This window comes from Candidatus Nanohalobium constans (assembly GCF_009617975.1).
Taxonomy (GTDB): domain Archaea; phylum Nanohalarchaeota; class Nanosalinia; order Nanosalinales; family Nanosalinaceae; genus Nanohalobium; species Nanohalobium constans.
On sequence record NZ_CP040089.1, the window covers coordinates 906,752 to 923,929 of the forward strand.

Genomic DNA, 17,178 nt, shown 5'->3' on the forward strand with positions numbered 1-17,178 from the left:
ACCTCTGTGTTTTCGGCTACTCCGAAAATCTACGATTTTCATCGTTAATTCACCTACATCATTCCTAGCTCTGTGGCTAGGTCCATTGCATCGTCGCTTGGACTTAATCGGACGAATGCTTTTTTCTTTGCTGAAGATGTTATGTTTGTATTGACTTTTTCTACCGTCACATCGAACAATGTTTCTATTGCATCTTGGACTTGGTTTTTGTCTGCTTCTAGGTCGACCATCAGTACTAGCTTGTTCTCCTGGTCGATCATGTCCATTGCCTGTTCTGTCATGTGCGGATTTTCAATAACTTCCCATGCTCTATCTACTTCCATTTTTGTTCACCTATTGGTACATTCCATCTTCTTCAAGTTTTTCTACTGCTTTTGTGCTCCAGACTGTAAGTCTTCCTGGTGTTGCTCCTGGAGCAAGTTTCTCAGCGTTCAGCTGATCGACTTTGGAGTGTTCTACTCCTGCTAGGTTGCTTGCTGCATCTGAGATTCCTTCATCTTCAGCAGTTACTACAAGAGGTCCAACCTTTCTGACATATTTTCTTCCACGGTTAGCCCCCATTCCTCCTCTAACCTTTTTCTCGGAGACTCTGTCAAGCTCATCTTCAAGACCTAAGTCTTCTAGTGTCTCTTTCAGTTCCTGTGTCTTCTGGATTCCTGAAAGATCTTCCTCGACAAGAGGAAGGTCGCCTTCATAGTCGTGTTTCTCTGAGACTAGTTCTTCGTCAGCTGTTGCTGCGATTGCTGATCGAATTGCTTTTCTTCTTTCTTTGTCGTTGATTTCTTCTGTGAAGTCTTTCTGGCTTTTTGGAGGGTGTGCTGTTCGTCCACCTACAGTATTTGGCGCTTCTGCTCCGTCTCCATAGATCTGGCTTCCTCTTCTTACTCTGATCTTTCGAGGGGTTCTTGACATTCCTTTTCCTTTCTGTCCTCTGTATGCGTTTTGCTGTTTTTTCCAGTATACGACATGTCGGAGTCCTGCTTCTGGATCTGCTCCGTACTGCTGTCGTTTCTTGCTCTTGATTGAGAGATTGGCTCTCTTGATGATATCTGGCCTTACTCTCTCGTTAAATTGATTTGGTAAATCTGTCATCTTTCTTCACCTTATTTTTCGATGTGTGTTATTTCTGGGTTTCCTGGGTTTTCGTCTGTTCTTAGTGCTGTTCTTAGTCGGACTAGTCTTTCTGCTGGTCCTGGTACTGATCCTTTGACCAGGATGTAGTTGCTTTGGACTTCTCCGTAGTTCTTGAACCCTCCGTCTCTCTGTACTTCTTCGCTGTCTTCTCCGTGGCTGAGGATTCTCTTATTGTGTTCTGTACGATTATTGTATCCTTGTTGTCCTGGAAGTGGGATTCTCCAGCTGAGTTGGTCTGGGTGCCATGGTCCGACGTTTCCTGCCTTTCTTCTTTTCTTCTGTGTCTTGTGGTCTAGTCTCTTGATTCCGTATCTCTGGACTGGTCCTTCCATTCCTTTTCCTTTGGTTACTCCGATTACATCTGAGTATTCTCCTTCTTCGAATACATCGGAAAATTCGATTTCCTTTCCGATCATCTCTTCTGCGTATTCAAGCTGATCTTCGACTGAGCCTCCTAGGCCAAGTTCGAAGTTGGCAGGTTTCTTCTTGCTGATTCCTGCACGAGAAGGTTGTGTATGTACTAATAGTTTGACATCTGTTATTTCTGCTGAGTTTTCTTTTGCCTTCTCCAGGTTTTCCATGTTTCCTTCTTTTGGAATGTCTGTTGCTCTCTGGAGTTCTTTGGAAGGAGATTCTGTCCATGCTTCTGTGAAGACCTGTTTACCTGAGTTAAGGTCTTCGACATAGAATCTTGCTCCGTATACTCTGAGTGGTGGAGCTTCGAGTATTGTTACAGGTGTTGCAACTTCCTGTCCTTCTGTTGCTCCTTCTGTATCATCTATTCTGAGGACTCTGGTCATTCCGACCTTGTATCCTGCGTATCCTAATGGTTTTAGTTCGTCTGTATCTTCCCATGTACTTACATCTGGGTAGATTCTTTCAGCCCGTGTCTTAGGCTTGTATGCTAATGAACCGCTTCGTGATCTACTTTTCTTTGGCATTGTTGATGTTAAACCTCGCTATAGGCCTCCCTGAATGAGAGGCATAGACAATTTGTATTGTCAAATTCAACGACATACCTTTGTCTAGTCGCTGAATTCAATCACCAGAGGCCTCCTCCACAAGAGTAGGCTTGTCCCGACCGAGAAAAACTCTGTCGAGTAAATACGAAAAGTAAGACAAATTTTATAAATGGGTTGAGGCATCTAGATTAGATTCTAAAAATTAGAGCAGTATAAGTCAAATAAATGTCAACGGTACATAGGAAGGTAAAAAGTCATATTAAACCTGTTCGGAGTAGCGCAGGAAGAACTCCATATAGATGGATAGGTAAAATGTACTGGAACGTTCTTAAGGCTCCTTCTATGATACCTTCAGAGATAACTCAGATAATAACTTCTACGAAAATAAGAATAATACTGAAGATTGTAAGAACAGCGTATAAGCTCACAGTCGTACCTCTAGCAGACGCCAAAGCTTTGCAAAAGAGAAAATTTAACTTGGAAAAACCAATCGGGAAATTTATGCTAAAATCTGAAAAGATTGTTGGACAAAATTAGGTCAAACACCCTTCTCATTCCAGACCTTCTTGGATTCCTTCATCATATTTTCAACCTCTTTGGCAGAGAAACTTATCTCCGATCTTAGTTTTCTCATTTTTTCAAGCGGACGTTCAACCTTATCCATAATACATGGCTATTTTGAGCAGATAAAAATTCTTTCAATTAGCCAAAACTATCATAATACCTCATCCAGCTATACTGAGTATGCTCAAGACTGAAAACCTGTCAAAATGTTTTGGAGAGACTCAGGCTGTTTCTGATCTCAGTCTAGAGATTGAGAAAGGTGAGATAGTGGGGCTTTTAGGACCAAATGGTGCAGGGAAGACTACTACGATGCAGATGCTTTCAGGCCTTCTACAGCCAGATTCCGGATTAGTTACAATTGAGGATAGTTCTGTTCGAGACTCAGTCTCAGTCGTGTTTCAGGAAGTTGAGTATAGCTCCAAGTTGAAGGTTAGGGAGTTTCTGCACATGATGGCAGTTCTAAACGAAAATACATCAGAAGTAGATGAAGTAGTCGATTCCGTGAATCTCAGGGACTACCTTGATACTTTTGTCCCGGATCTTTCTGGAGGTAATAAGAAAAAGTTGAATATTGCTGCTGGGATGTTGAAGGATCCCGAGTATCTCCTTTTGGATGAGCCTAACGCAGGGCTTGATCCTCGTGCCCGGAAAGATGTCCGAGACATGATTCAGAAGTTTAAAAATGATAGAGGAGTTCTAGTTTCTACTCATTCTATGGAAGAGGCTGAAAAACTGTGTGATAGAGTTGTTATAATTGAAGATGGAGAAGAAATTGTTTCTGGCTCTCCAGAAGAATTGATACGCAACATTGACGCAGAATTTATTATCAAAGCAGAGGGTGATGTGCCCTCCGGTTTTGAGAGCGAGAATTCAGAGCAGAATGATTTCTTTGAGATTCATACGGATAAGCCTCATGAAGTAATAAAGCAGCTCGTTGAGTCTGGAGAAATGGAGGACTTAGATAATCTTTCGGTGGAAAAACCAGGTTTAGAAGATGTTTTCTTCGAGGTGACGGGTCGCAGATATGAGAAAAGTAATTGAGCTTCTGAAAGTTTACTTACTGGATACTTTGCGTAAATGGACGAATCTGCTTTTCGGAGTTTTAATGATGCTGGCAGTGCTGGCAATTACTGGCTTCGTGCTGAATCAAGGCACTACTGCTGAAATAGTGGCTTCTTATTCAGCTTTCATAGTTTCATATGCTGCTGTAAGTGCTGTTGCCTATTCAATAACAGGTGAAAAGGAGAAAGGGCTTTACCGGATGTACAGAAGCTCCAAGCTCTCCAAAGAGAATTATGTAATAGAAAAAGTAATTATGGCTTCACTACCCCTCATATTATCCGCTTTAATCATCGGAATAGGAGTAGCTGTATCAGATGTCGTTCTCAGCCGGCTAATAGCTCCAATACTTGTTTTATGTGTTCTATCTCACGCAGGGATCGGACTTATCTTCGCAGCTTACTTCGAGACACACGAAGACATGCAGAAAATAATTACACTATTCCTGATAGGAACAATGTTCCTAGCACCTGTATTTTACACCACAGAAGGACTTCCTAACATAGTACAACTAGCTCAAAACATCGTCCCACTTACATATGGAGTAGAATCAATGAGGGAAGTAATGGTTCAAGGCTCAAACCTTGGATCAATATGGAAAGATATGACCATGTTATCCGTACTGAGTGTTTTGACTATGTCGCTAGGATACAGGAAACTGGAATTCTAGAAAAGAAGGGACTTAGCCCTTCACATTCACTATCGGCCGCATCTGAACGACTTTCTCACCGATACCGAGCTCATCCGAAACTTTGATGACTTCGTCTATGTCTTTGTAACTGCCAGGTGCTTCTTCTTCGATGGTTTCTCCCGATGCTGCTTTGACGAAGATCTGATCGCGCTTCAGTTCTCTCTGTACATCTGCGGCTCGGTAGTCTTTCTTGGATTGTGTCCGGGATTTGAGTCGTCCTGCTCCGTGTGCTGTGCTGCCGAAGGATAGTTCCAATGATTTTTGTCCTCCTGATAGTATGTAGCTGGATGTTCCCATGCTTCCTGGAAGCAGTACTGGTTGTCCTGCTTCACTGTATGCTTCTGGTACTTCTGGTCTTCCAGAAGGCATTGCTCTGGTCGCTCCTTTTCTATGGACCAATAGTTCTTTTTCTTCGCCGTCGACTTCGTGTGTTTCTTCCTTGGCGATGTTGTGGCAGACATCGTAGACCAGTTCGGCCTCAGTATCGCCGAACAATGTGTCTAGGCTTTCTCTGACTGCCTGTGTTATTCCCTGGCGGTTGGCCCATGCGAAGTTTGCTGCTGCGAACATCGCGTTCTTGTAGTCCTGTGCCAGGTCATCGCCTAGAGGTGCGTAGATAAGCTCCTTTTCTGGCAAGTTTTCTACTATTTCCGGATAGTTCTTCTCGAACTCTCTGAGGTATTCTGTACATGTCTGATGTCCTAGTCCTCTGCTTCCTGAGTGGATCATAACGAGGATCTGTTCTTCTTCCAGACCGTATGCTTCTGCTTTTTCTTCGTTGAATACATTTTCTACTCTCTGTACTTCCAGGAAGTGGTTTCCGGAACCCAGAGACCCTACCTGCTTGATTCCTCTCTTTTTGGCATCTGAAGGAACTTTGTTTGGATCGCATTTTAGTCGACCGTTTTCTTCGCAGTGCTTGAGGTCTTCTTCTGTGGCGTGGTCGTTTTCCAGCATCCATTCCATTCCTTTATCTAGTATTTCATCTAGCTCGTCTTCATCGACATCGATGTAGCCTCCTTTTCCGAGCCCACATGGAACTTTGTTGTATAGTATGTTTGCGAGCTGCTGTTCCTTCCCTTTTATTTCTTCATATGTTAGATCTGTTTTTAGTACTCTTACGCCGCAGTTGATGTCGTAGCCGATTCCTCCTGGGCTTATTACTCCGTTTTCTTTGTTTACTGCTGCGACTCCGCCGATGGGGAAGCCGTATCCTTGGTGACCGTCCGGCATTACGATGGAGAATTTTTCCAGACCCGGCAGTGTTGCCATGTTTTTGACTTGTTGGAGTGTGTCGTCGTTTTTGATTTCTTTCAGTAGTTTGTCGTTGGCGTAGATTCTGGCCGGTTTGTTCATTTCTCCGGTTTTTGGTATCTGGTAGATGTTTTCTTCGAGTTGTTCGAGTTCCATGAAGAAGAAAGGTTTTGGAAAGATTAAAAATGGAGTTGTGGGTTAGAATGAGTCGCCGTACCATTCTTCAGGGACAAATCCTGCTATGACCATTATGCCTCCGAGTGCTATGCCGGCCAGGCTGAGTGATTGTATTAGTCCCCAGTTCTGTCCTTCGCCTGTTATGGCGTCTTCACCTTGCTGGAGAAGACCTCTTTGTTCTCCTGCGTATGTGTATCCGAATATTCTGCGACCAGTATTATGGCGCCGATTACGAGCAGTCCTTGATTCATGTCCTATGAATGTGTTTGAGTTTAAAAACGAGTTGTTGCAGAACTTTGCTCTTGTTAAATTTCCTTAAGATGTTTTTAGAAGGAAAATTGCCGGAAGTATGAATATCATGCCTACCAGTGCTGCGGCAGTTATGGCGATGATTTGTGTCGACTCCATGTTAGTATTTTAGCTAGAACCTGTTTATTAATCCCTTATATGTCTAGTACTGCTTCCAGTATCCATTTGCCGTCTTGGAAGTCTACTTTCATTTCGTTGTATGTTGGTGCTTTGATGTCTGTGTAGTTCATTCCTGATGTGATCAGGTCGACCATTATTTCTGCTTCCAGTTGGTAGCCATTTTCTTTCTCGTGGATTTCCAGGTCTTTAGCATGGCTGACTGCTACTCCTTCGCTGTCCTGTAGGAAGATAAGCCGGTCCAGGAAGTCGAATAGGAGTGCTTCGTAGTTTTCCGATTCTACTGCTATTGAGTGTTTGCCTTCACCTTCTCCTCCTTTTACTACCTCGGAGAATGCTTTAGTAGCTTCTGAAAATGCTTCCCCCAGTGAGTCTCCTTCTGCCCTGAATTTTTCGTCTGCTGTGTGTTCGAGTATTTCGTAGCTCATACTTCTATTTCCTGTTTTTTCTTTAGGGCTTTTTCCACCAGTTTTTCCTGTTCCTCTATCGTCATTTCAGTGTTGTCTATCACCATGTCGAACATTGAGCTGTCGTTCATGTCTATGCTGTAGTATTCCTGGTATCTGTTCCAGTTATCTTCATCCCTCTTCTTTATGCGTTGTTTTACTTCTTCTAGGCTACCTTCATCCTCTGCTGTTCTTTCTTTAGCGTTTTCCTGTACTCTATGTGCTCTTTCATCTAGGTCTGCTGTTACATAGATTTTGAGGTCAGCGTAGCTTCCAAGAACCCATGCTGCTATCCTGGATTCTACCACACAGTCTTGTTTCAGTGATTCTTGGAGTGTTCTACGGTCTACTTCGATATCTGTTTGTTTATCTGCTTTTTCTGATAACTCCTCCACCGTCATGTCTTTTTCTTCTGCTAGTTGTCTAAAGAAGTCGCCTGCAGACAGTTTTTTTATACCCAGTTTTTCTGATATGAATCCTGCAAGTGTTCCTTTTCCTGCTCCTGACGGCCCACAGATGCAGATTATAGTATCTGATTCTTTGCTGTGGTTTCCTTGAAATTCCTTTATTTCTGATTTCATAGTTGTTCTATGTGTTCTTGAATGAGATAGGAGCTCTTATTATTCCGGTTGCTTGCTGTCCTTGGAGCCTGCCGAGGTCGTAGTCGATGTTTATTTCAAGTGTGTTGCAGCCGGTCCCTGTTTCGAATCCAGACATCGATATCTCTGTTGATTGGCTGGAGCTCAGGTTGTAGCCGAGAGTTTTGTTTTCTGTTCTATCGTTTACTGTGATATTGATTTTGTTGAATCTTATGTCTTGGTACCTGGTGTTTTGGATGTCTAGTACAAAGTTGTCCGAATTGTCGACTCCAAATCCGTTTATAGCCATGGAATCAGTGTAGAAGTCTGAGGAGGAGGTTGTGCAGCTGTTTTCTATGTTTGTGTATGCTACTCCTGCTACTACCGCTACTGCTAGTATCATCCAGCTGTATGTTGTCAGGTATTCTACTGCGGACTGTCCTTTCATAGATGATTTTTCCGTGTTTAGTATTTGGCTGTTGTTGGCTTAAATCCCCGTGAAGGAATTTTCGGTATCAGCGAATACAGAGTTCAAAATTATGTTTAAATTGGTGCAAATGAAAATATTTCAACAACTGTTATGCCCGATGCCGATGATACTCCGGATATTGAGACAGGAGCCGACACACTCCTCAGCTTCTTAGAGGAGAAAACAAAGTGGCCGGTTTCAAAGATAGCCGATGAAATGGGAGTACCAAAAGAAACAGTGAAGCAATGGGCCAAGGCACTTGAGAAGGGTGGTTTAGTGGAGATAAAGTATTCCGCGATTAAGGGCATGGTTTTGGAGTATGCTTCTGATAAGAGTTATGAGGAACTTAACCAGGGTCGTTCAGAGCTGGCATTGGAGGCTGACGAGCTTGAGATAGAGGCAGAAGAAGTTGAAACAGTTGAAGATAATGAAAAAGAGTCTGTAGCCGAGACAGAACACACCGAAAGCAGCAAAGAAGACGAAAGCGTAGAAACAAACAATGATAAAGACGAACTCAGTGGATTAGAATCTGGTAACAGTTTGGATAAGTCTGCTGAGGATCTAACTGAAGAGGAAGGAAAGGAAAAACTTAAACAGGAGCTTGAAAGCCTGGAAAATAAGGAGAAGGATGCAGATTCAAATGATAAGGCGAAATTAAAGACCGATAAGGCTAAGATTAAGAATGATTCTGACTCTGAACCTCAAAAATCCGATTCTCAAGAAGAAAGCGACAGCCAAGATGAGAGCTCTGGCAACTCAACTAAGGCGAAGCTGAAAGCAGGTAAGGCACAGATTAAGAAATCTGGCTCCGAGGATAACGGAGACAGTGAGGATTCTGAAAGTCACGAGAGTGCTGTGAAGAGGATAGCAGATAAGGTGAAGTCACAGCCCGGTAAGGATGTTGATCATGAGGCAGGAAGCGATTTAGATGATATTTTGGATAATATAGAGGAGCTTGGAAGCCTCTTGGAAGATGAGGACATCGGTAACGGCGAAGTCTATGGTAGGATGGAGCACGAGATGGAAGCGTTGAAAGATACACTGGTTGAGGAAGAAATTACCTCTGAAAAGAAGCGGAAAGTCGCAGGAACCATGGCACAGGTAGAAACAGATATAGAAAACGCATCCGATCGAAAAAGCATATTTACAAGGATAGCAGAGTTTTTACAAAATTTTAGAGGCAAGATAGCATGAGTGAAGAAGTCATTGAAGAATACACCGTCAAGGCAGATCAAGTACCTGCTAAAATCTCTATTATAGAAGGTAGTGATTATGTTCCGCACTACGAATTGAAGAGACCTCAGCCAAGTGCTGCAACAGAAGCAATACTTGATGATGTCCGTGAGCAGACTATTGCTGAGGCAGATATTAATGCTGAGAGTTTTCAGGACTCTAATGAAATTGAAAAGTCTCGTGAAATTTTCAGAGAGACTGCTAAGGACATCCTAGAAGAAGAAATTCCGCACATGAGCGATTCAAAGCTAGACACATTGATAGGTAACTTGATTCACGAGATGCTGGGAATGGGCGACGTAGAAATTCTGCTTACCGATAATGATCTGGAGGAAATAGTGATAAACAATGCTGAGGAGCCTGCCTGGGTATACCACAAGTCCCATGGTTGGCTGAAGACAGATATTACCTTTGAAAGTGAGAACGAGATCTACAACTACGCCTCCGAAATCGGTCGTGGCGTAGGTAAAAACATCTCCTCGCTCCACCCGCTCCTAGACGCACATCTGCCATCCGGTGACCGTACCAACGCAACCCTAAGCCCGATTTCTACGCAGGGAAACACTATAACAATTAGAAAGTTTGCTAGAGATCCTTGGACAATCACCGACTTCATCAAAATAGGTACTATCAGCCCAGAGATGGCAGCATTCCTCTGGCTTTGCATTCAGTACGAGATGAACATCATAATCTCCGGAGGAACCGGTACAGGTAAGACCTCACTTCTAAATGTTTTGACTCCTTTCATGCCTCCAAGCCAGAGAGTGATATCAATTGAGGACACTCGAGAGCTATCCTTACCTGAGTTTCTGCACTGGGTGCCTATGACCACAAGAGAGCAGAATCCTGACGGCCAGGGAGAAGTATCTATGCAGGACCTCTTGGTTAACTCTCTGCGTATGCGTCCTGACCGAATCCTTGTCGGTGAGATCCGTAGGAAGCGTCAGGCGGAAGTACTTTTCGAGGCTATGCAGACAGGACACTCAGTTTACTCCACACTGCACGCCGACACAGCCGAAACAACCATTAAGCGTATGACTCATCCTCCTATCGATGTTCCAGAGACTGTTGTCGGAGCTGTTGATTTGAATGTTGTGATGTTTAGGGACCGACGTAGAAACTTTAGACGCGTCTTGGAGATTGCCGAAGTTATTGATGAAGGTGAAGATCTAAAGCCACACACTATCTATGATTGGGGCTCCCAGGAGGATACATTCTACAAACAGGGAGAGTCCGAGCAGGTTAAGGATAAGCTTTCCAGGCTAACCGGAATGACCGAGGACGAAATCAATGAAGATATTCAGAATAAGAAGATGATTTTGAAGTGGCTGGTTGAGAACGAGGTCGATGACCTGGACAGAGTCGGCAGAGTAGTAGCAGAGTATTACAATAACGAAGATTCTACTCTTGATAAAATCCGTGAAAACGAACCTCCTGAAAACATCATACCTTCAGATCGATGAATTTAAAAGGGATACTTCTTTCGCTGGGGCAGAGGACCGAGAAATTCTTCCCACAGTTGGAAAGAGAGCTTAGAGCCGCCCGGATGGATACAACCCCCAGCGAATATCTTTCCGAATGCGTAAAGAAAGCGTTTAAATTAGGTTTCCCATCAGCTGTATCACTGATAGCTGCCGGAGTGATAACTGACGTCAGCTCAACGATTAAGATAGGTGTTGCATGTTTCCCTATCCTTATTTTCATGGGTTTCATCACTTTCGCAAAGTATCCTGCGATTAAGGCGAAGAAAAGGACCAGAAAGCTGGAAAAAGACCTGCCGTACGCCTTGAGGGATATACTGATAGAGATAAAATCAGGCATACCCTTGTACGATGCGATGAAAACCGTTACCGACGGATACGGGGAGGCTTCAGAAGAATTTGAAATAATTGTAAAAGATATTGACGGAGGTAAATCTACAATTGAGGCTTTAGAGGAATCTATAGTTAGAAACCCGAGCGAACAGTACAGGAGAGCTATGTGGCAGATAAACAACTCAATAAAATCCGGTACAGATATCTCTGTCACACTTGAATCAGTTGTTGACTCCATAATCCAGGATCAAAAACTTATGATAAAGAAGTACGGGAAAGAACTGAATCCTTATGTCCTGGTATACCTATTGCTTGCGGTTGTAGGTCCGAGCCTGGGAATAACCGGAGTTATAGTAATATCCAGCTTCACAGGAATTTCTGTAAACCAACAACTGTATATCGCAGTTTTATTCGGATTGGTTGTAGCCCAAGTATTTTTCCTGAACCTCATCAAGTCTAAAAGACCGGAGGTGAAAGCATGAGCCAGTTAGACGCAATATATCAGCTTCATCCGAAAAGATACAGGGATAAAATAGAGGAGGAAAGTAATTACGCGAGCATTGAGAACCAGAAACAGGCGGTATTAAGCATCGGTAGCTTAGGAGTAGCAATCTGCAGCCTAATCATCTTCCTAATACCTTACAGCACCACAATAAGAGGGGTTATAGCCGCGCTAGCTCTTCCAATAGTCTACTTTTCCTTCCCCTATATAGCTATTTCTGTAGCAGCAGAGAGAAGAAGAAAAGAGATGGAAAGAGTCTTACCAGACGCCCTGCTGCTTATAAGCACCAATATTAAATCCGGCACAAGTATTAACCGTGCATTCCTGGCCAGTTCCCGGGAAGAATTCGGTCCTTTAGAAGACGAACTGAGAACCACAGCAATCGAAATCTCAGGCGGTAAATCAGTTCAAGAAGCGTTAGACAACTTGAGGAAAAGAGTTAACTCCGGTCTATTCCAGGATACCTTGAAAGTACTGTCTGACGCCATTGAGTCAGGTGGAAATACTGCTGAGCTACTTGAATCAAGTGCAGAAGACATAAGAACCTCTCTAGAATTGCGGGAAGAGGTAAAGTCTAGCATCAGGATGTATACTATTTTTATTGTGATGGCTGCTGTCTTTGGAGCACCTATTCTGTTCTCAATTACTGTTTACATGGCTGAGACTACTACTCAGATGTGGTCACAGACAGATCTGTCCGGTGAGGCTTCAAGCTTTGCTAGCGGAGGCAGTACCGGGCTTTCATTTGAGCAGCCTGATGTGAACACTGATTTCTTGGTGCAGTTCTCTATATTGGCATTGACAATAACTAATTTCTTCGCTAGTTTGATTATATCGCAGATAAGTAACGGAAATATGAAGGAAGGTGCTAAATACATACCGTTCACAGTCTCTATATCTGTAGGTTTGTTCCTTGCTGTGAAAACTTTGCTCGGAAGTTTTCTCTGAAAAACTTTTAAACAGTCGATACAATCAATACCTATGGAAAAACTTTTTAGACAGAGGAAAGGTCAGTCCGCGATTGAGTACTTAACTACATACGGATGGATGCTTCTAGTAATCGCCATTGTTGGAGGAGCAATCTTCACAACAGTACAAGGCAACTCCAACTTGAGCTCGGTTACAGGTTTCCAAGGAGAAGATGTGCAGATCACCAACTTCGGATTAGACAGTAGCGATAATCTGCAGATGGAGATCAGAGCACAAACTTCTGAACAGGCAACCATCAGAGAAGTCATATTAAGCAACGATGGAAACAGCGCAAGCAACACTTCAGTCGATAAAACTATTGATGTAGGAGAGACAAAGACAGTCACACTGACAGGAGTAAGTAGTGACAGCGTATCAAATGACTTCGATGTAGAAATTGTTTACGACACCGGCGGACTATCCAACTTGACTGTGAACGGCACCATGACAGGCAGCTTCACGGTACAGTAAATCAAGAACTCTTTTTTCCTTATTACTCTTTTTATTTGATTAACTCATTCAAGCCATGTTCTTCAGCCAATCCCCGACTCATACTGTAGTTAGACCAGACACTAGGAGAAGAAATTGTTTCTATTTCAACCAGGTCCAGTCCCGAAGAGTCTAATCTTTCGTAGATTATCTCTGATTCAGTGTTTGAAGTGTTTGAGGCGACAGTAAATACTCCCTGATTATTTGAACCTCTCGTATCCTCATTGATTCTGTCTACAAGAGAAGGAGTGTCTGTATGGGATGTAGGCATGTAGCAGTCCCGGTTGATTGCCTTGCCGAAGTTTGATGTCCAGAAGCCTTCATGGATTATGACCTTTCTTCCGTTTGAGACGTCAGGCGTTGAAGATGTTCCAGCTACAAAGTTTGAGTTGTAACTGCTAGGGTTTGAGGGCTCGACCTGTGAGAAGTATCCTCCAAAGTCCTCGACATCTACTGTCGAGTATTTTGAGACATTTTCGGTGACCAGGATCTTGGTTTCAGAGGGGTTGAGCGGTAGATCAGGTTCAACTACTGCATCTCCTCTGGCTGTTCCGGAGTTGGAGGATCCGCGGTATTTTTTGGCAGCCAGTTTATCAAAGCTGCATGCTGCTATTTTCCTAGAGTACGGCGTAGACTCTAGTAACGGGTCTTCTATTTCCGGTACTGTAGACGCCGTGATCTCTGATGACTGGCTTAACCGGTTTAGAATTATGTTGAGATTTGAACCCGTTTTCAGCGACAGGTTTTTTATTGAAACCGTCAGGTTTGATGTATTTAATCCTTTAATTCTACTGGACTGTTTTTGCGATGTTTTTGTGTATTTGGACAGGGTTGCAGACCTGATGTTGTTTCCGGAGTAGTTTCCCGTCACCATCAGTTCTTTGATTATTTTTTCAGTGTTTTGCAGCGTTTCATCGCTGTTTTTGTTCTTTATGTATTGTTTCAGGGCGTCTTCTGCATAGTTGGATTGTGTCTGAGTTATTGATTTTTCCAGTGAGTTGAAGTATGAAGGTTCTGCTACCTGGGTTTCGACAGAGCTGAGGGATGTGAATGCTACTGCTACTAGTATTGAGGCTGCTAGGAGAGCGAACGGTGAGTATGCTAATCCTTTAATTTGAAACCACCATTACTGCTTTTCTCGGTCCGACAAAAGTATTGTTAATTTTGATATCAGGCGTTATTATCTGATCTGCTATAAGCTTGTCTTCTTCGCTTGGTTTAAGCCCTCCACATATCTTATCTCTCTGAGTAGTGTTAGACATGTATAATGCAAATCTTTTCGACCTGTTGAAATAGTTGTTGCATATCTCATCGGCTTTTGTACTGTTTCCTGCGTAATGCTGCCGGTAGATGTGTGAAAGAACCGTTTTACTTGAGTTTATTGATGAATTCCATTGGCTGGTTTCTTGAATGGATGCAGTGTGGAGAAGATCTAGGTCAGGCGAGTCACTGTTTTGATCGTTTCTTGGATTATGCGCCATTATCATTCCTACAGCTGCCAGAAGTATCATTGATGCCGTAAGAGCATCCATTGAAAAGTAGAAGCCTTTTTTTACTGCCATGTGTAATACCTTAGTTCTGCTCTTTCACGGTTTTCTTCCAAAACAGATATCTGCTTGCTGACATAAACTGTTGAGTTGTCGGGATACCTATCTCCATCCTCAGAACCTATGAAAACCTCCAATGGTCTGCCCTCATGATTCGCTAGAGAGCCGTTAAGAGTGTAGACTCCTAGATAGAACTCTTGAGCCTTCATAACCTGCCTCTGGCGTTCAAGAGAGACATCACGCAGCTCAAGCACTTTCTCAGCACTCAGGTAACCTTCCTGGTAGAGACCTGGAACAGTTACATTTGTAGAGTTCCAGTTTTGAGGTGCGCCGTCTGTCTTCAGAAGGCTGAAAGTATAGTCGTGCTGCACCTCAACCTCGTTCTGATCATCCAGAAACATCTCCATAGATGTATTCCAGATTACTGCAAATATCAGCAGAAAAAACGAGAAGATAGCTACGCTAGCCACAAAATCAGGCGTAAACACCTGTCCCTTAGCCCTCAATCTCTGTAGCACCTCCATCTTCAACCAAATAAGCCTGTGTTGAGTTTAAGGAGATTAAAGAGCCTTGATAGCTTGTAGGAAAGTTAGCATCACCTTCACCGTAATCTGCGGACACGAGTCCGTCTCCAACAGTTATATTGTACTCTCTCTGCAAATCAGGACTGAAAACAAGTTTTTTGGAAACATTATCCTCAGAATTAACATAATCAAAAGTATAAGCAACTTTTTGAGCAACGCCCAAAGCCTCAGATTGAGGTGAAGCACGGTTAAACTGTGCTGAGCGATCAGCCAAAGCCGAAACCAGGATTGAGGATGCCAGTAAAGCTATTGCCAGCAAAGAGATAAACTCTATGCTTATCTGTCCTCTCAAGATATCACCGACGCATTAATCCCGTTCCTGGCTTTCCTCACAGAGATATCATGTATTCCTTCCTCAGTAAGAAGCTGAGAATTATTCAAGTCAAAATCAACATCTAACAGAATAGAACGATTAACCTCCTCACCACGAGCAGAAACCTCCAAAATCAAGGCAGAACCACCACCCAACTCAGGATTATACACCTTCTCAACACCTCCAGGACTTTGAAACTCAACAACACGCCTAGCAGGAAAAGAAGACTGATTCAACTCAACAGCAGTACCCCGCACCTCCTTAAGAGACTGATCCAAATCCAAAAAACGAGAAGCATCCCTCAACTCAATGATAGACGACTGAGAAGCAAAAATAAACGGACTAGACAAAACCAGCGCCATACCAACAACCATCGTCAACTCAACCGAGGACTGCCCCTTCAAACCCATACACAACAAATGGGAAAAACTCTGTAATAAAAAGAACGACCCAGAAACCCAAAAGCAGAAAAAACAGTCCTAAAATCAAATAAAGATAAGAGAAGACTTAAAAATGGCAACAACAGAAGAAAAACAGAGAATAAAAGAATTAGCCGCCAAAGGCAAATCAGTAAACACTATAAAAGATAAACTAGAGTTGCCAAAGTCAACAGTCTACTACCACTTCAAAAAAGAAGTCGGTCAGAAACAAAAAGAAAACAGACTAAAAATACCGGAAGACGAAGAAGTAAAAGGCGAAATATGCGGTATTTTCGCCGGCGATGGAAATTATTATGAGGACAAGAATTACAAGTACCGCGTGAAATTCACTCTTAATATCAACGACAACTATTGGAAGAACTTAGCAGCTTTTCTTGAAAATAGCCTTGATAAGAAACCTAGAGTTAATCATCAAGAGAATTATAACAGGACAAATCTTCGATACGAATCAAAAGAACTGATAGATTTCTTGAGAGAAAAGTTAGATTGGAGCGAAGAGGATAAGACCGGAACAATCAGACTTGGTAGTTTGGAATACAGTCAAGAGTTCAAAATAGGTTTCCTAAGAGGGCTTCTAGACACAGACGGATTTGTAAGCAAGAAACAGAATAGAATAACTTTCAATTCAATTAGCAAAAATTTGACAGAGAATGTCTCAGAAATACTGGAAGAAAGACAGATAGATCATGAAATAGTAAGAGATGTAGATAAGAGGGAAAGTTGCAGAGACATGTATAGAGCTAGAATAACCGGAGACAAAGTCAAAGAATTAATCCGAATTATAGAACCCAGACATCCAAAGAAAGGTATTCAGTAATGAAAAGTATTGAAAACAATTTTAGGAAGCTAGAGCGCGGAGCCCGGGATTTGAACCCGGGTTACCACCGGTGCTGCCCACAAAACAATGATTGATTTGTGGTTGACAGGGTGGTATGATGGGCCAGACTACACTAGCTCCGCTTACTTTGTGATATAGTTTTAGACTGGAAATTCTTTTAAACAGTTATCACTATAGCCCGAATTCGCCGTATCTTATGTCTAGGTTGCCACGAATGTTTACTGAGTCTCTTCGGCTGTAGTCTTCTTCCTCTTGTAGCAGATGTGGTCTGTCGGATTCATCTAAGGCCACTGTTAGGTCTGTGAAGTAATTTAGATTCACTTTGTCTTCTGCAACCGCTGAAAGTGTCACATCTGTGTTTGATGCGCATCCCCGGTACTGTGTTCCTGCTCTTACAATCGGATCGTAATCAAGTAATTTTTCCGCGTGTTCTTCTGAGATTGTGCCATGATACTCGTCTCGAACATGGATGTCAAATAGTTCTTCTCCTCCATAGGGAGGGTGATATCCTCCTTGGACCCTTGGTGTGTTTTCTTGCATTGAGATATGGGCTGTGGTTCCTGGAAAATTTTTTACAGCCTCAGGGATTTTTTCTGAGAGGATTCCATTATCGAATTTTTCGTCTCCTCGGGCATGTGTGACTAGCATCAGTGGTTCCTGAGACATAGAAGCGATATATTACTAACACT

General features: G+C 42.8%; 22 protein-coding genes and 1 tRNA gene. 8 read left to right on the forward strand and 15 right to left on the reverse strand.

Annotated elements, in window-relative coordinates:
• Window positions 1-53: 53 nt before the first annotated feature.
• The 4 genes from LC1Nh_RS05690 to LC1Nh_RS06200 form a co-directional block, all read right to left on the reverse strand.
• Window positions 54-323, reverse strand: a complete 270-nt coding sequence (locus LC1Nh_RS05690; RefSeq protein ID WP_153550736.1) for a 50S ribosomal protein L23 — start codon at window positions 321-323, stop codon at window positions 54-56.
• A gap of 10 nt (window positions 324-333) precedes the next feature.
• Window positions 334-1,092: a 50S ribosomal protein L4 gene (rplD, locus tag LC1Nh_RS05695; RefSeq protein ID WP_153550737.1), complete on the reverse strand. Its 759-nt coding sequence runs from the start codon at window positions 1,090-1,092 to the stop codon at window positions 334-336.
• 11 nt (window positions 1,093-1,103) lie between these two features.
• Window positions 1,104-2,075: a 50S ribosomal protein L3 gene (locus LC1Nh_RS05700; protein WP_153550738.1), complete on the reverse strand. Its 972-nt coding sequence runs from the start codon at window positions 2,073-2,075 to the stop codon at window positions 1,104-1,106.
• A gap of 559 nt (window positions 2,076-2,634) precedes the next feature.
• Window positions 2,635-2,760 (reverse strand): hypothetical protein, encoded by a 126-nt coding sequence (locus tag LC1Nh_RS06200; protein WP_256727639.1) that lies wholly within the window; start codon window positions 2,758-2,760, stop codon window positions 2,635-2,637.
• 80 nt (window positions 2,761-2,840) lie between these two features.
• Here LC1Nh_RS06200 and LC1Nh_RS05705 point away from each other — a divergent pair, with 80 nt between their 5' ends.
• Entirely contained in the window at window positions 2,841-3,701 is an 861-nt protein-coding gene (locus LC1Nh_RS05705) for an ABC transporter ATP-binding protein (protein WP_153550739.1), read from the forward strand.
• Window positions 3,685-4,389: an ABC transporter permease gene (locus tag LC1Nh_RS05710; RefSeq protein ID WP_153550740.1), complete on the forward strand. Its 705-nt coding sequence runs from the start codon at window positions 3,685-3,687 to the stop codon at window positions 4,387-4,389. The genes LC1Nh_RS05705 and LC1Nh_RS05710 overlap by 17 nt, the downstream gene beginning before the upstream one ends.
• Window positions 4,390-4,401: 12 nt before the next feature.
• On the opposite strand, the gene LC1Nh_RS05715 is transcribed toward LC1Nh_RS05710, so the two are convergent.
• The 4 genes from LC1Nh_RS05715 to LC1Nh_RS05730 form a co-directional block, all read right to left on the reverse strand.
• Window positions 4,402-5,820 carry an RtcB family protein gene (locus LC1Nh_RS05715; RefSeq protein ID WP_153550741.1) on the reverse strand — a complete coding sequence of 473 codons (1,419 nt, stop codon included), beginning with the start codon at window positions 5,818-5,820 and terminating at the stop codon, window positions 4,402-4,404.
• Window positions 5,821-6,284: 464 nt separating this feature from the next.
• On the reverse strand, window positions 6,285-6,695 hold the full coding sequence (locus tag LC1Nh_RS05720) for an archease (protein ID WP_153550742.1): 411 nt from the start codon (window positions 6,693-6,695) through the stop codon (window positions 6,285-6,287).
• Window positions 6,692-7,294, reverse strand: a complete 603-nt coding sequence (gene cmk, locus LC1Nh_RS05725) for a (d)CMP kinase (RefSeq protein ID WP_153550743.1) — start codon at window positions 7,292-7,294, stop codon at window positions 6,692-6,694. Before cmk ends, LC1Nh_RS05720 begins: the two co-directional genes overlap by 4 nt.
• A 7-nt stretch (window positions 7,295-7,301) precedes the next feature.
• The gene (locus LC1Nh_RS05730; protein ID WP_153550744.1) at window positions 7,302-7,739 is read right to left on the reverse strand and encodes a hypothetical protein; all 438 of its coding nucleotides are present in this window, start codon (window positions 7,737-7,739) and stop codon (window positions 7,302-7,304) included.
• A 132-nt stretch (window positions 7,740-7,871) separates the two neighbouring features.
• On the opposite strand from LC1Nh_RS05730, the gene LC1Nh_RS05735 reads away from it, so the two are divergent.
• Genes LC1Nh_RS05735 through LC1Nh_RS05755 form a run of 5 tightly spaced genes read left to right on the forward strand, consistent with a single transcriptional unit; the run spans window position 7,872 to window position 12,749 of the window.
• The gene (locus tag LC1Nh_RS05735; RefSeq protein ID WP_153550745.1) at window positions 7,872-8,954 is read left to right on the forward strand and encodes a hypothetical protein; all 1,083 of its coding nucleotides are present in this window, start codon (window positions 7,872-7,874) and stop codon (window positions 8,952-8,954) included.
• Entirely contained in the window at window positions 8,951-10,456 is a 1,506-nt protein-coding gene (locus tag LC1Nh_RS05740; RefSeq protein WP_153550746.1) for a type II/IV secretion system ATPase subunit, read from the forward strand. Before LC1Nh_RS05735 ends, LC1Nh_RS05740 begins: the two co-directional genes overlap by 4 nt.
• Window positions 10,453-11,289 carry a type II secretion system F family protein gene (locus LC1Nh_RS05745; protein ID WP_153550747.1) on the forward strand — a complete coding sequence of 279 codons (837 nt, stop codon included), beginning with the start codon at window positions 10,453-10,455 and terminating at the stop codon, window positions 11,287-11,289. The genes LC1Nh_RS05740 and LC1Nh_RS05745 overlap by 4 nt, the downstream gene beginning before the upstream one ends.
• Complete coding sequence (locus LC1Nh_RS05750; protein WP_153550748.1) at window positions 11,286-12,257, forward strand: type II secretion system F family protein; 972 nt, start codon at window positions 11,286-11,288, stop codon at window positions 12,255-12,257. The genes LC1Nh_RS05745 and LC1Nh_RS05750 overlap by 4 nt, the downstream gene beginning before the upstream one ends.
• A 33-nt stretch (window positions 12,258-12,290) precedes the next feature.
• Window positions 12,291-12,749, forward strand: coding sequence for a hypothetical protein (locus LC1Nh_RS05755; protein WP_153550749.1), 459 nt, complete (start codon window positions 12,291-12,293; stop codon window positions 12,747-12,749).
• 31 nt (window positions 12,750-12,780) lie between these two features.
• Here LC1Nh_RS05755 and LC1Nh_RS05760 read toward each other — a convergent pair whose 3' ends face one another.
• The 5 genes from LC1Nh_RS05760 to LC1Nh_RS05780 form a co-directional block, all read right to left on the reverse strand.
• Window positions 12,781-13,641 carry a hypothetical protein gene (locus LC1Nh_RS05760; protein ID WP_153550750.1) on the reverse strand — a complete coding sequence of 287 codons (861 nt, stop codon included), beginning with the start codon at window positions 13,639-13,641 and terminating at the stop codon, window positions 12,781-12,783.
• Between the two features lie 235 nt (window positions 13,642-13,876).
• Window positions 13,877-14,329 carry a hypothetical protein gene (locus LC1Nh_RS05765; protein ID WP_153550751.1) on the reverse strand — a complete coding sequence of 151 codons (453 nt, stop codon included), beginning with the start codon at window positions 14,327-14,329 and terminating at the stop codon, window positions 13,877-13,879.
• Window positions 14,320-14,820 carry a hypothetical protein gene (locus tag LC1Nh_RS05770; protein WP_153550752.1) on the reverse strand — a complete coding sequence of 167 codons (501 nt, stop codon included), beginning with the start codon at window positions 14,818-14,820 and terminating at the stop codon, window positions 14,320-14,322. Before LC1Nh_RS05770 ends, LC1Nh_RS05765 begins: the two co-directional genes overlap by 10 nt.
• The gene (locus tag LC1Nh_RS05775) at window positions 14,810-15,190 is read right to left on the reverse strand and encodes a hypothetical protein (protein WP_153550753.1); all 381 of its coding nucleotides are present in this window, start codon (window positions 15,188-15,190) and stop codon (window positions 14,810-14,812) included. Before LC1Nh_RS05775 ends, LC1Nh_RS05770 begins: the two co-directional genes overlap by 11 nt.
• Complete coding sequence (locus LC1Nh_RS05780; RefSeq protein ID WP_153550754.1) at window positions 15,187-15,621, reverse strand: hypothetical protein; 435 nt, start codon at window positions 15,619-15,621, stop codon at window positions 15,187-15,189. The genes LC1Nh_RS05775 and LC1Nh_RS05780 overlap by 4 nt, the downstream gene beginning before the upstream one ends.
• A 103-nt stretch (window positions 15,622-15,724) precedes the next feature.
• Here LC1Nh_RS05780 and LC1Nh_RS05785 point away from each other — a divergent pair, with 103 nt between their 5' ends.
• Window positions 15,725-16,468, forward strand: a complete 744-nt coding sequence (locus tag LC1Nh_RS05785; RefSeq protein WP_153550755.1) for an LAGLIDADG family homing endonuclease — start codon at window positions 15,725-15,727, stop codon at window positions 16,466-16,468.
• A gap of 35 nt (window positions 16,469-16,503) precedes the next feature.
• Here LC1Nh_RS05785 and LC1Nh_RS05790 read toward each other — a convergent pair.
• A tRNA-Asp gene (locus LC1Nh_RS05790) sits at window positions 16,504-16,611 on the reverse strand.
• A gap of 49 nt (window positions 16,612-16,660) precedes the next feature.
• The gene (locus LC1Nh_RS05795; RefSeq protein WP_153550756.1) at window positions 16,661-17,155 is read right to left on the reverse strand and encodes a hypothetical protein; all 495 of its coding nucleotides are present in this window, start codon (window positions 17,153-17,155) and stop codon (window positions 16,661-16,663) included.
• Window positions 17,156-17,178: the final 23 nt, after the last annotated feature.

Coding starts and splice junctions, on each gene's coding strand:
- LC1Nh_RS05690 (WP_153550736.1), bottom strand. CDS start 323: ATGGAAGTAGATAGAGCATGGGAAGTTATTGAAAATCCGCACATGACA.
- rplD (WP_153550737.1), bottom strand. CDS start 1,092: ATGACAGATTTACCAAATCAATTTAACGAGAGAGTAAGGCCAGATATC.
- LC1Nh_RS05700 (WP_153550738.1), bottom strand. CDS start 2,075: ATGCCAAAGAAAAGTAGATCACGAAGCGGTTCATTAGCATACAAGCCT.
- LC1Nh_RS06200 (WP_256727639.1), bottom strand. CDS start 2,760: ATGGATAAGGTTGAACGTCCGCTTGAAAAAATGAGAAAACTAAGATCG.
- LC1Nh_RS05705 (WP_153550739.1), top strand. CDS start 2,841: ATGCTCAAGACTGAAAACCTGTCAAAATGTTTTGGAGAGACTCAGGCT.
- LC1Nh_RS05710 (WP_153550740.1), top strand. CDS start 3,685: ATGAGAAAAGTAATTGAGCTTCTGAAAGTTTACTTACTGGATACTTTG.
- LC1Nh_RS05715 (WP_153550741.1), bottom strand. CDS start 5,820: ATGGAACTCGAACAACTCGAAGAAAACATCTACCAGATACCAAAAACC.
- LC1Nh_RS05720 (WP_153550742.1), bottom strand. CDS start 6,695: ATGAGCTACGAAATACTCGAACACACAGCAGACGAAAAATTCAGGGCA.
- cmk (WP_153550743.1), bottom strand. CDS start 7,294: ATGAAATCAGAAATAAAGGAATTTCAAGGAAACCACAGCAAAGAATCA.
- LC1Nh_RS05730 (WP_153550744.1), bottom strand. CDS start 7,739: ATGAAAGGACAGTCCGCAGTAGAATACCTGACAACATACAGCTGGATG.
- LC1Nh_RS05735 (WP_153550745.1), top strand. CDS start 7,872: ATGCCCGATGCCGATGATACTCCGGATATTGAGACAGGAGCCGACACA.
- LC1Nh_RS05740 (WP_153550746.1), top strand. CDS start 8,951: ATGAGTGAAGAAGTCATTGAAGAATACACCGTCAAGGCAGATCAAGTA.
- LC1Nh_RS05745 (WP_153550747.1), top strand. CDS start 10,453: ATGAATTTAAAAGGGATACTTCTTTCGCTGGGGCAGAGGACCGAGAAA.
- LC1Nh_RS05750 (WP_153550748.1), top strand. CDS start 11,286: ATGAGCCAGTTAGACGCAATATATCAGCTTCATCCGAAAAGATACAGG.
- LC1Nh_RS05755 (WP_153550749.1), top strand. CDS start 12,291: ATGGAAAAACTTTTTAGACAGAGGAAAGGTCAGTCCGCGATTGAGTAC.
- LC1Nh_RS05760 (WP_153550750.1), bottom strand. CDS start 13,641: ATGGTGACGGGAAACTACTCCGGAAACAACATCAGGTCTGCAACCCTG.
- LC1Nh_RS05765 (WP_153550751.1), bottom strand. CDS start 14,329: ATGGCAGTAAAAAAAGGCTTCTACTTTTCAATGGATGCTCTTACGGCA.
- LC1Nh_RS05780 (WP_153550754.1), bottom strand. CDS start 15,621: ATGGGTTTGAAGGGGCAGTCCTCGGTTGAGTTGACGATGGTTGTTGGT.
- LC1Nh_RS05785 (WP_153550755.1), top strand. CDS start 15,725: ATGGCAACAACAGAAGAAAAACAGAGAATAAAAGAATTAGCCGCCAAA.
- LC1Nh_RS05795 (WP_153550756.1), bottom strand. CDS start 17,155: ATGTCTCAGGAACCACTGATGCTAGTCACACATGCCCGAGGAGACGAA.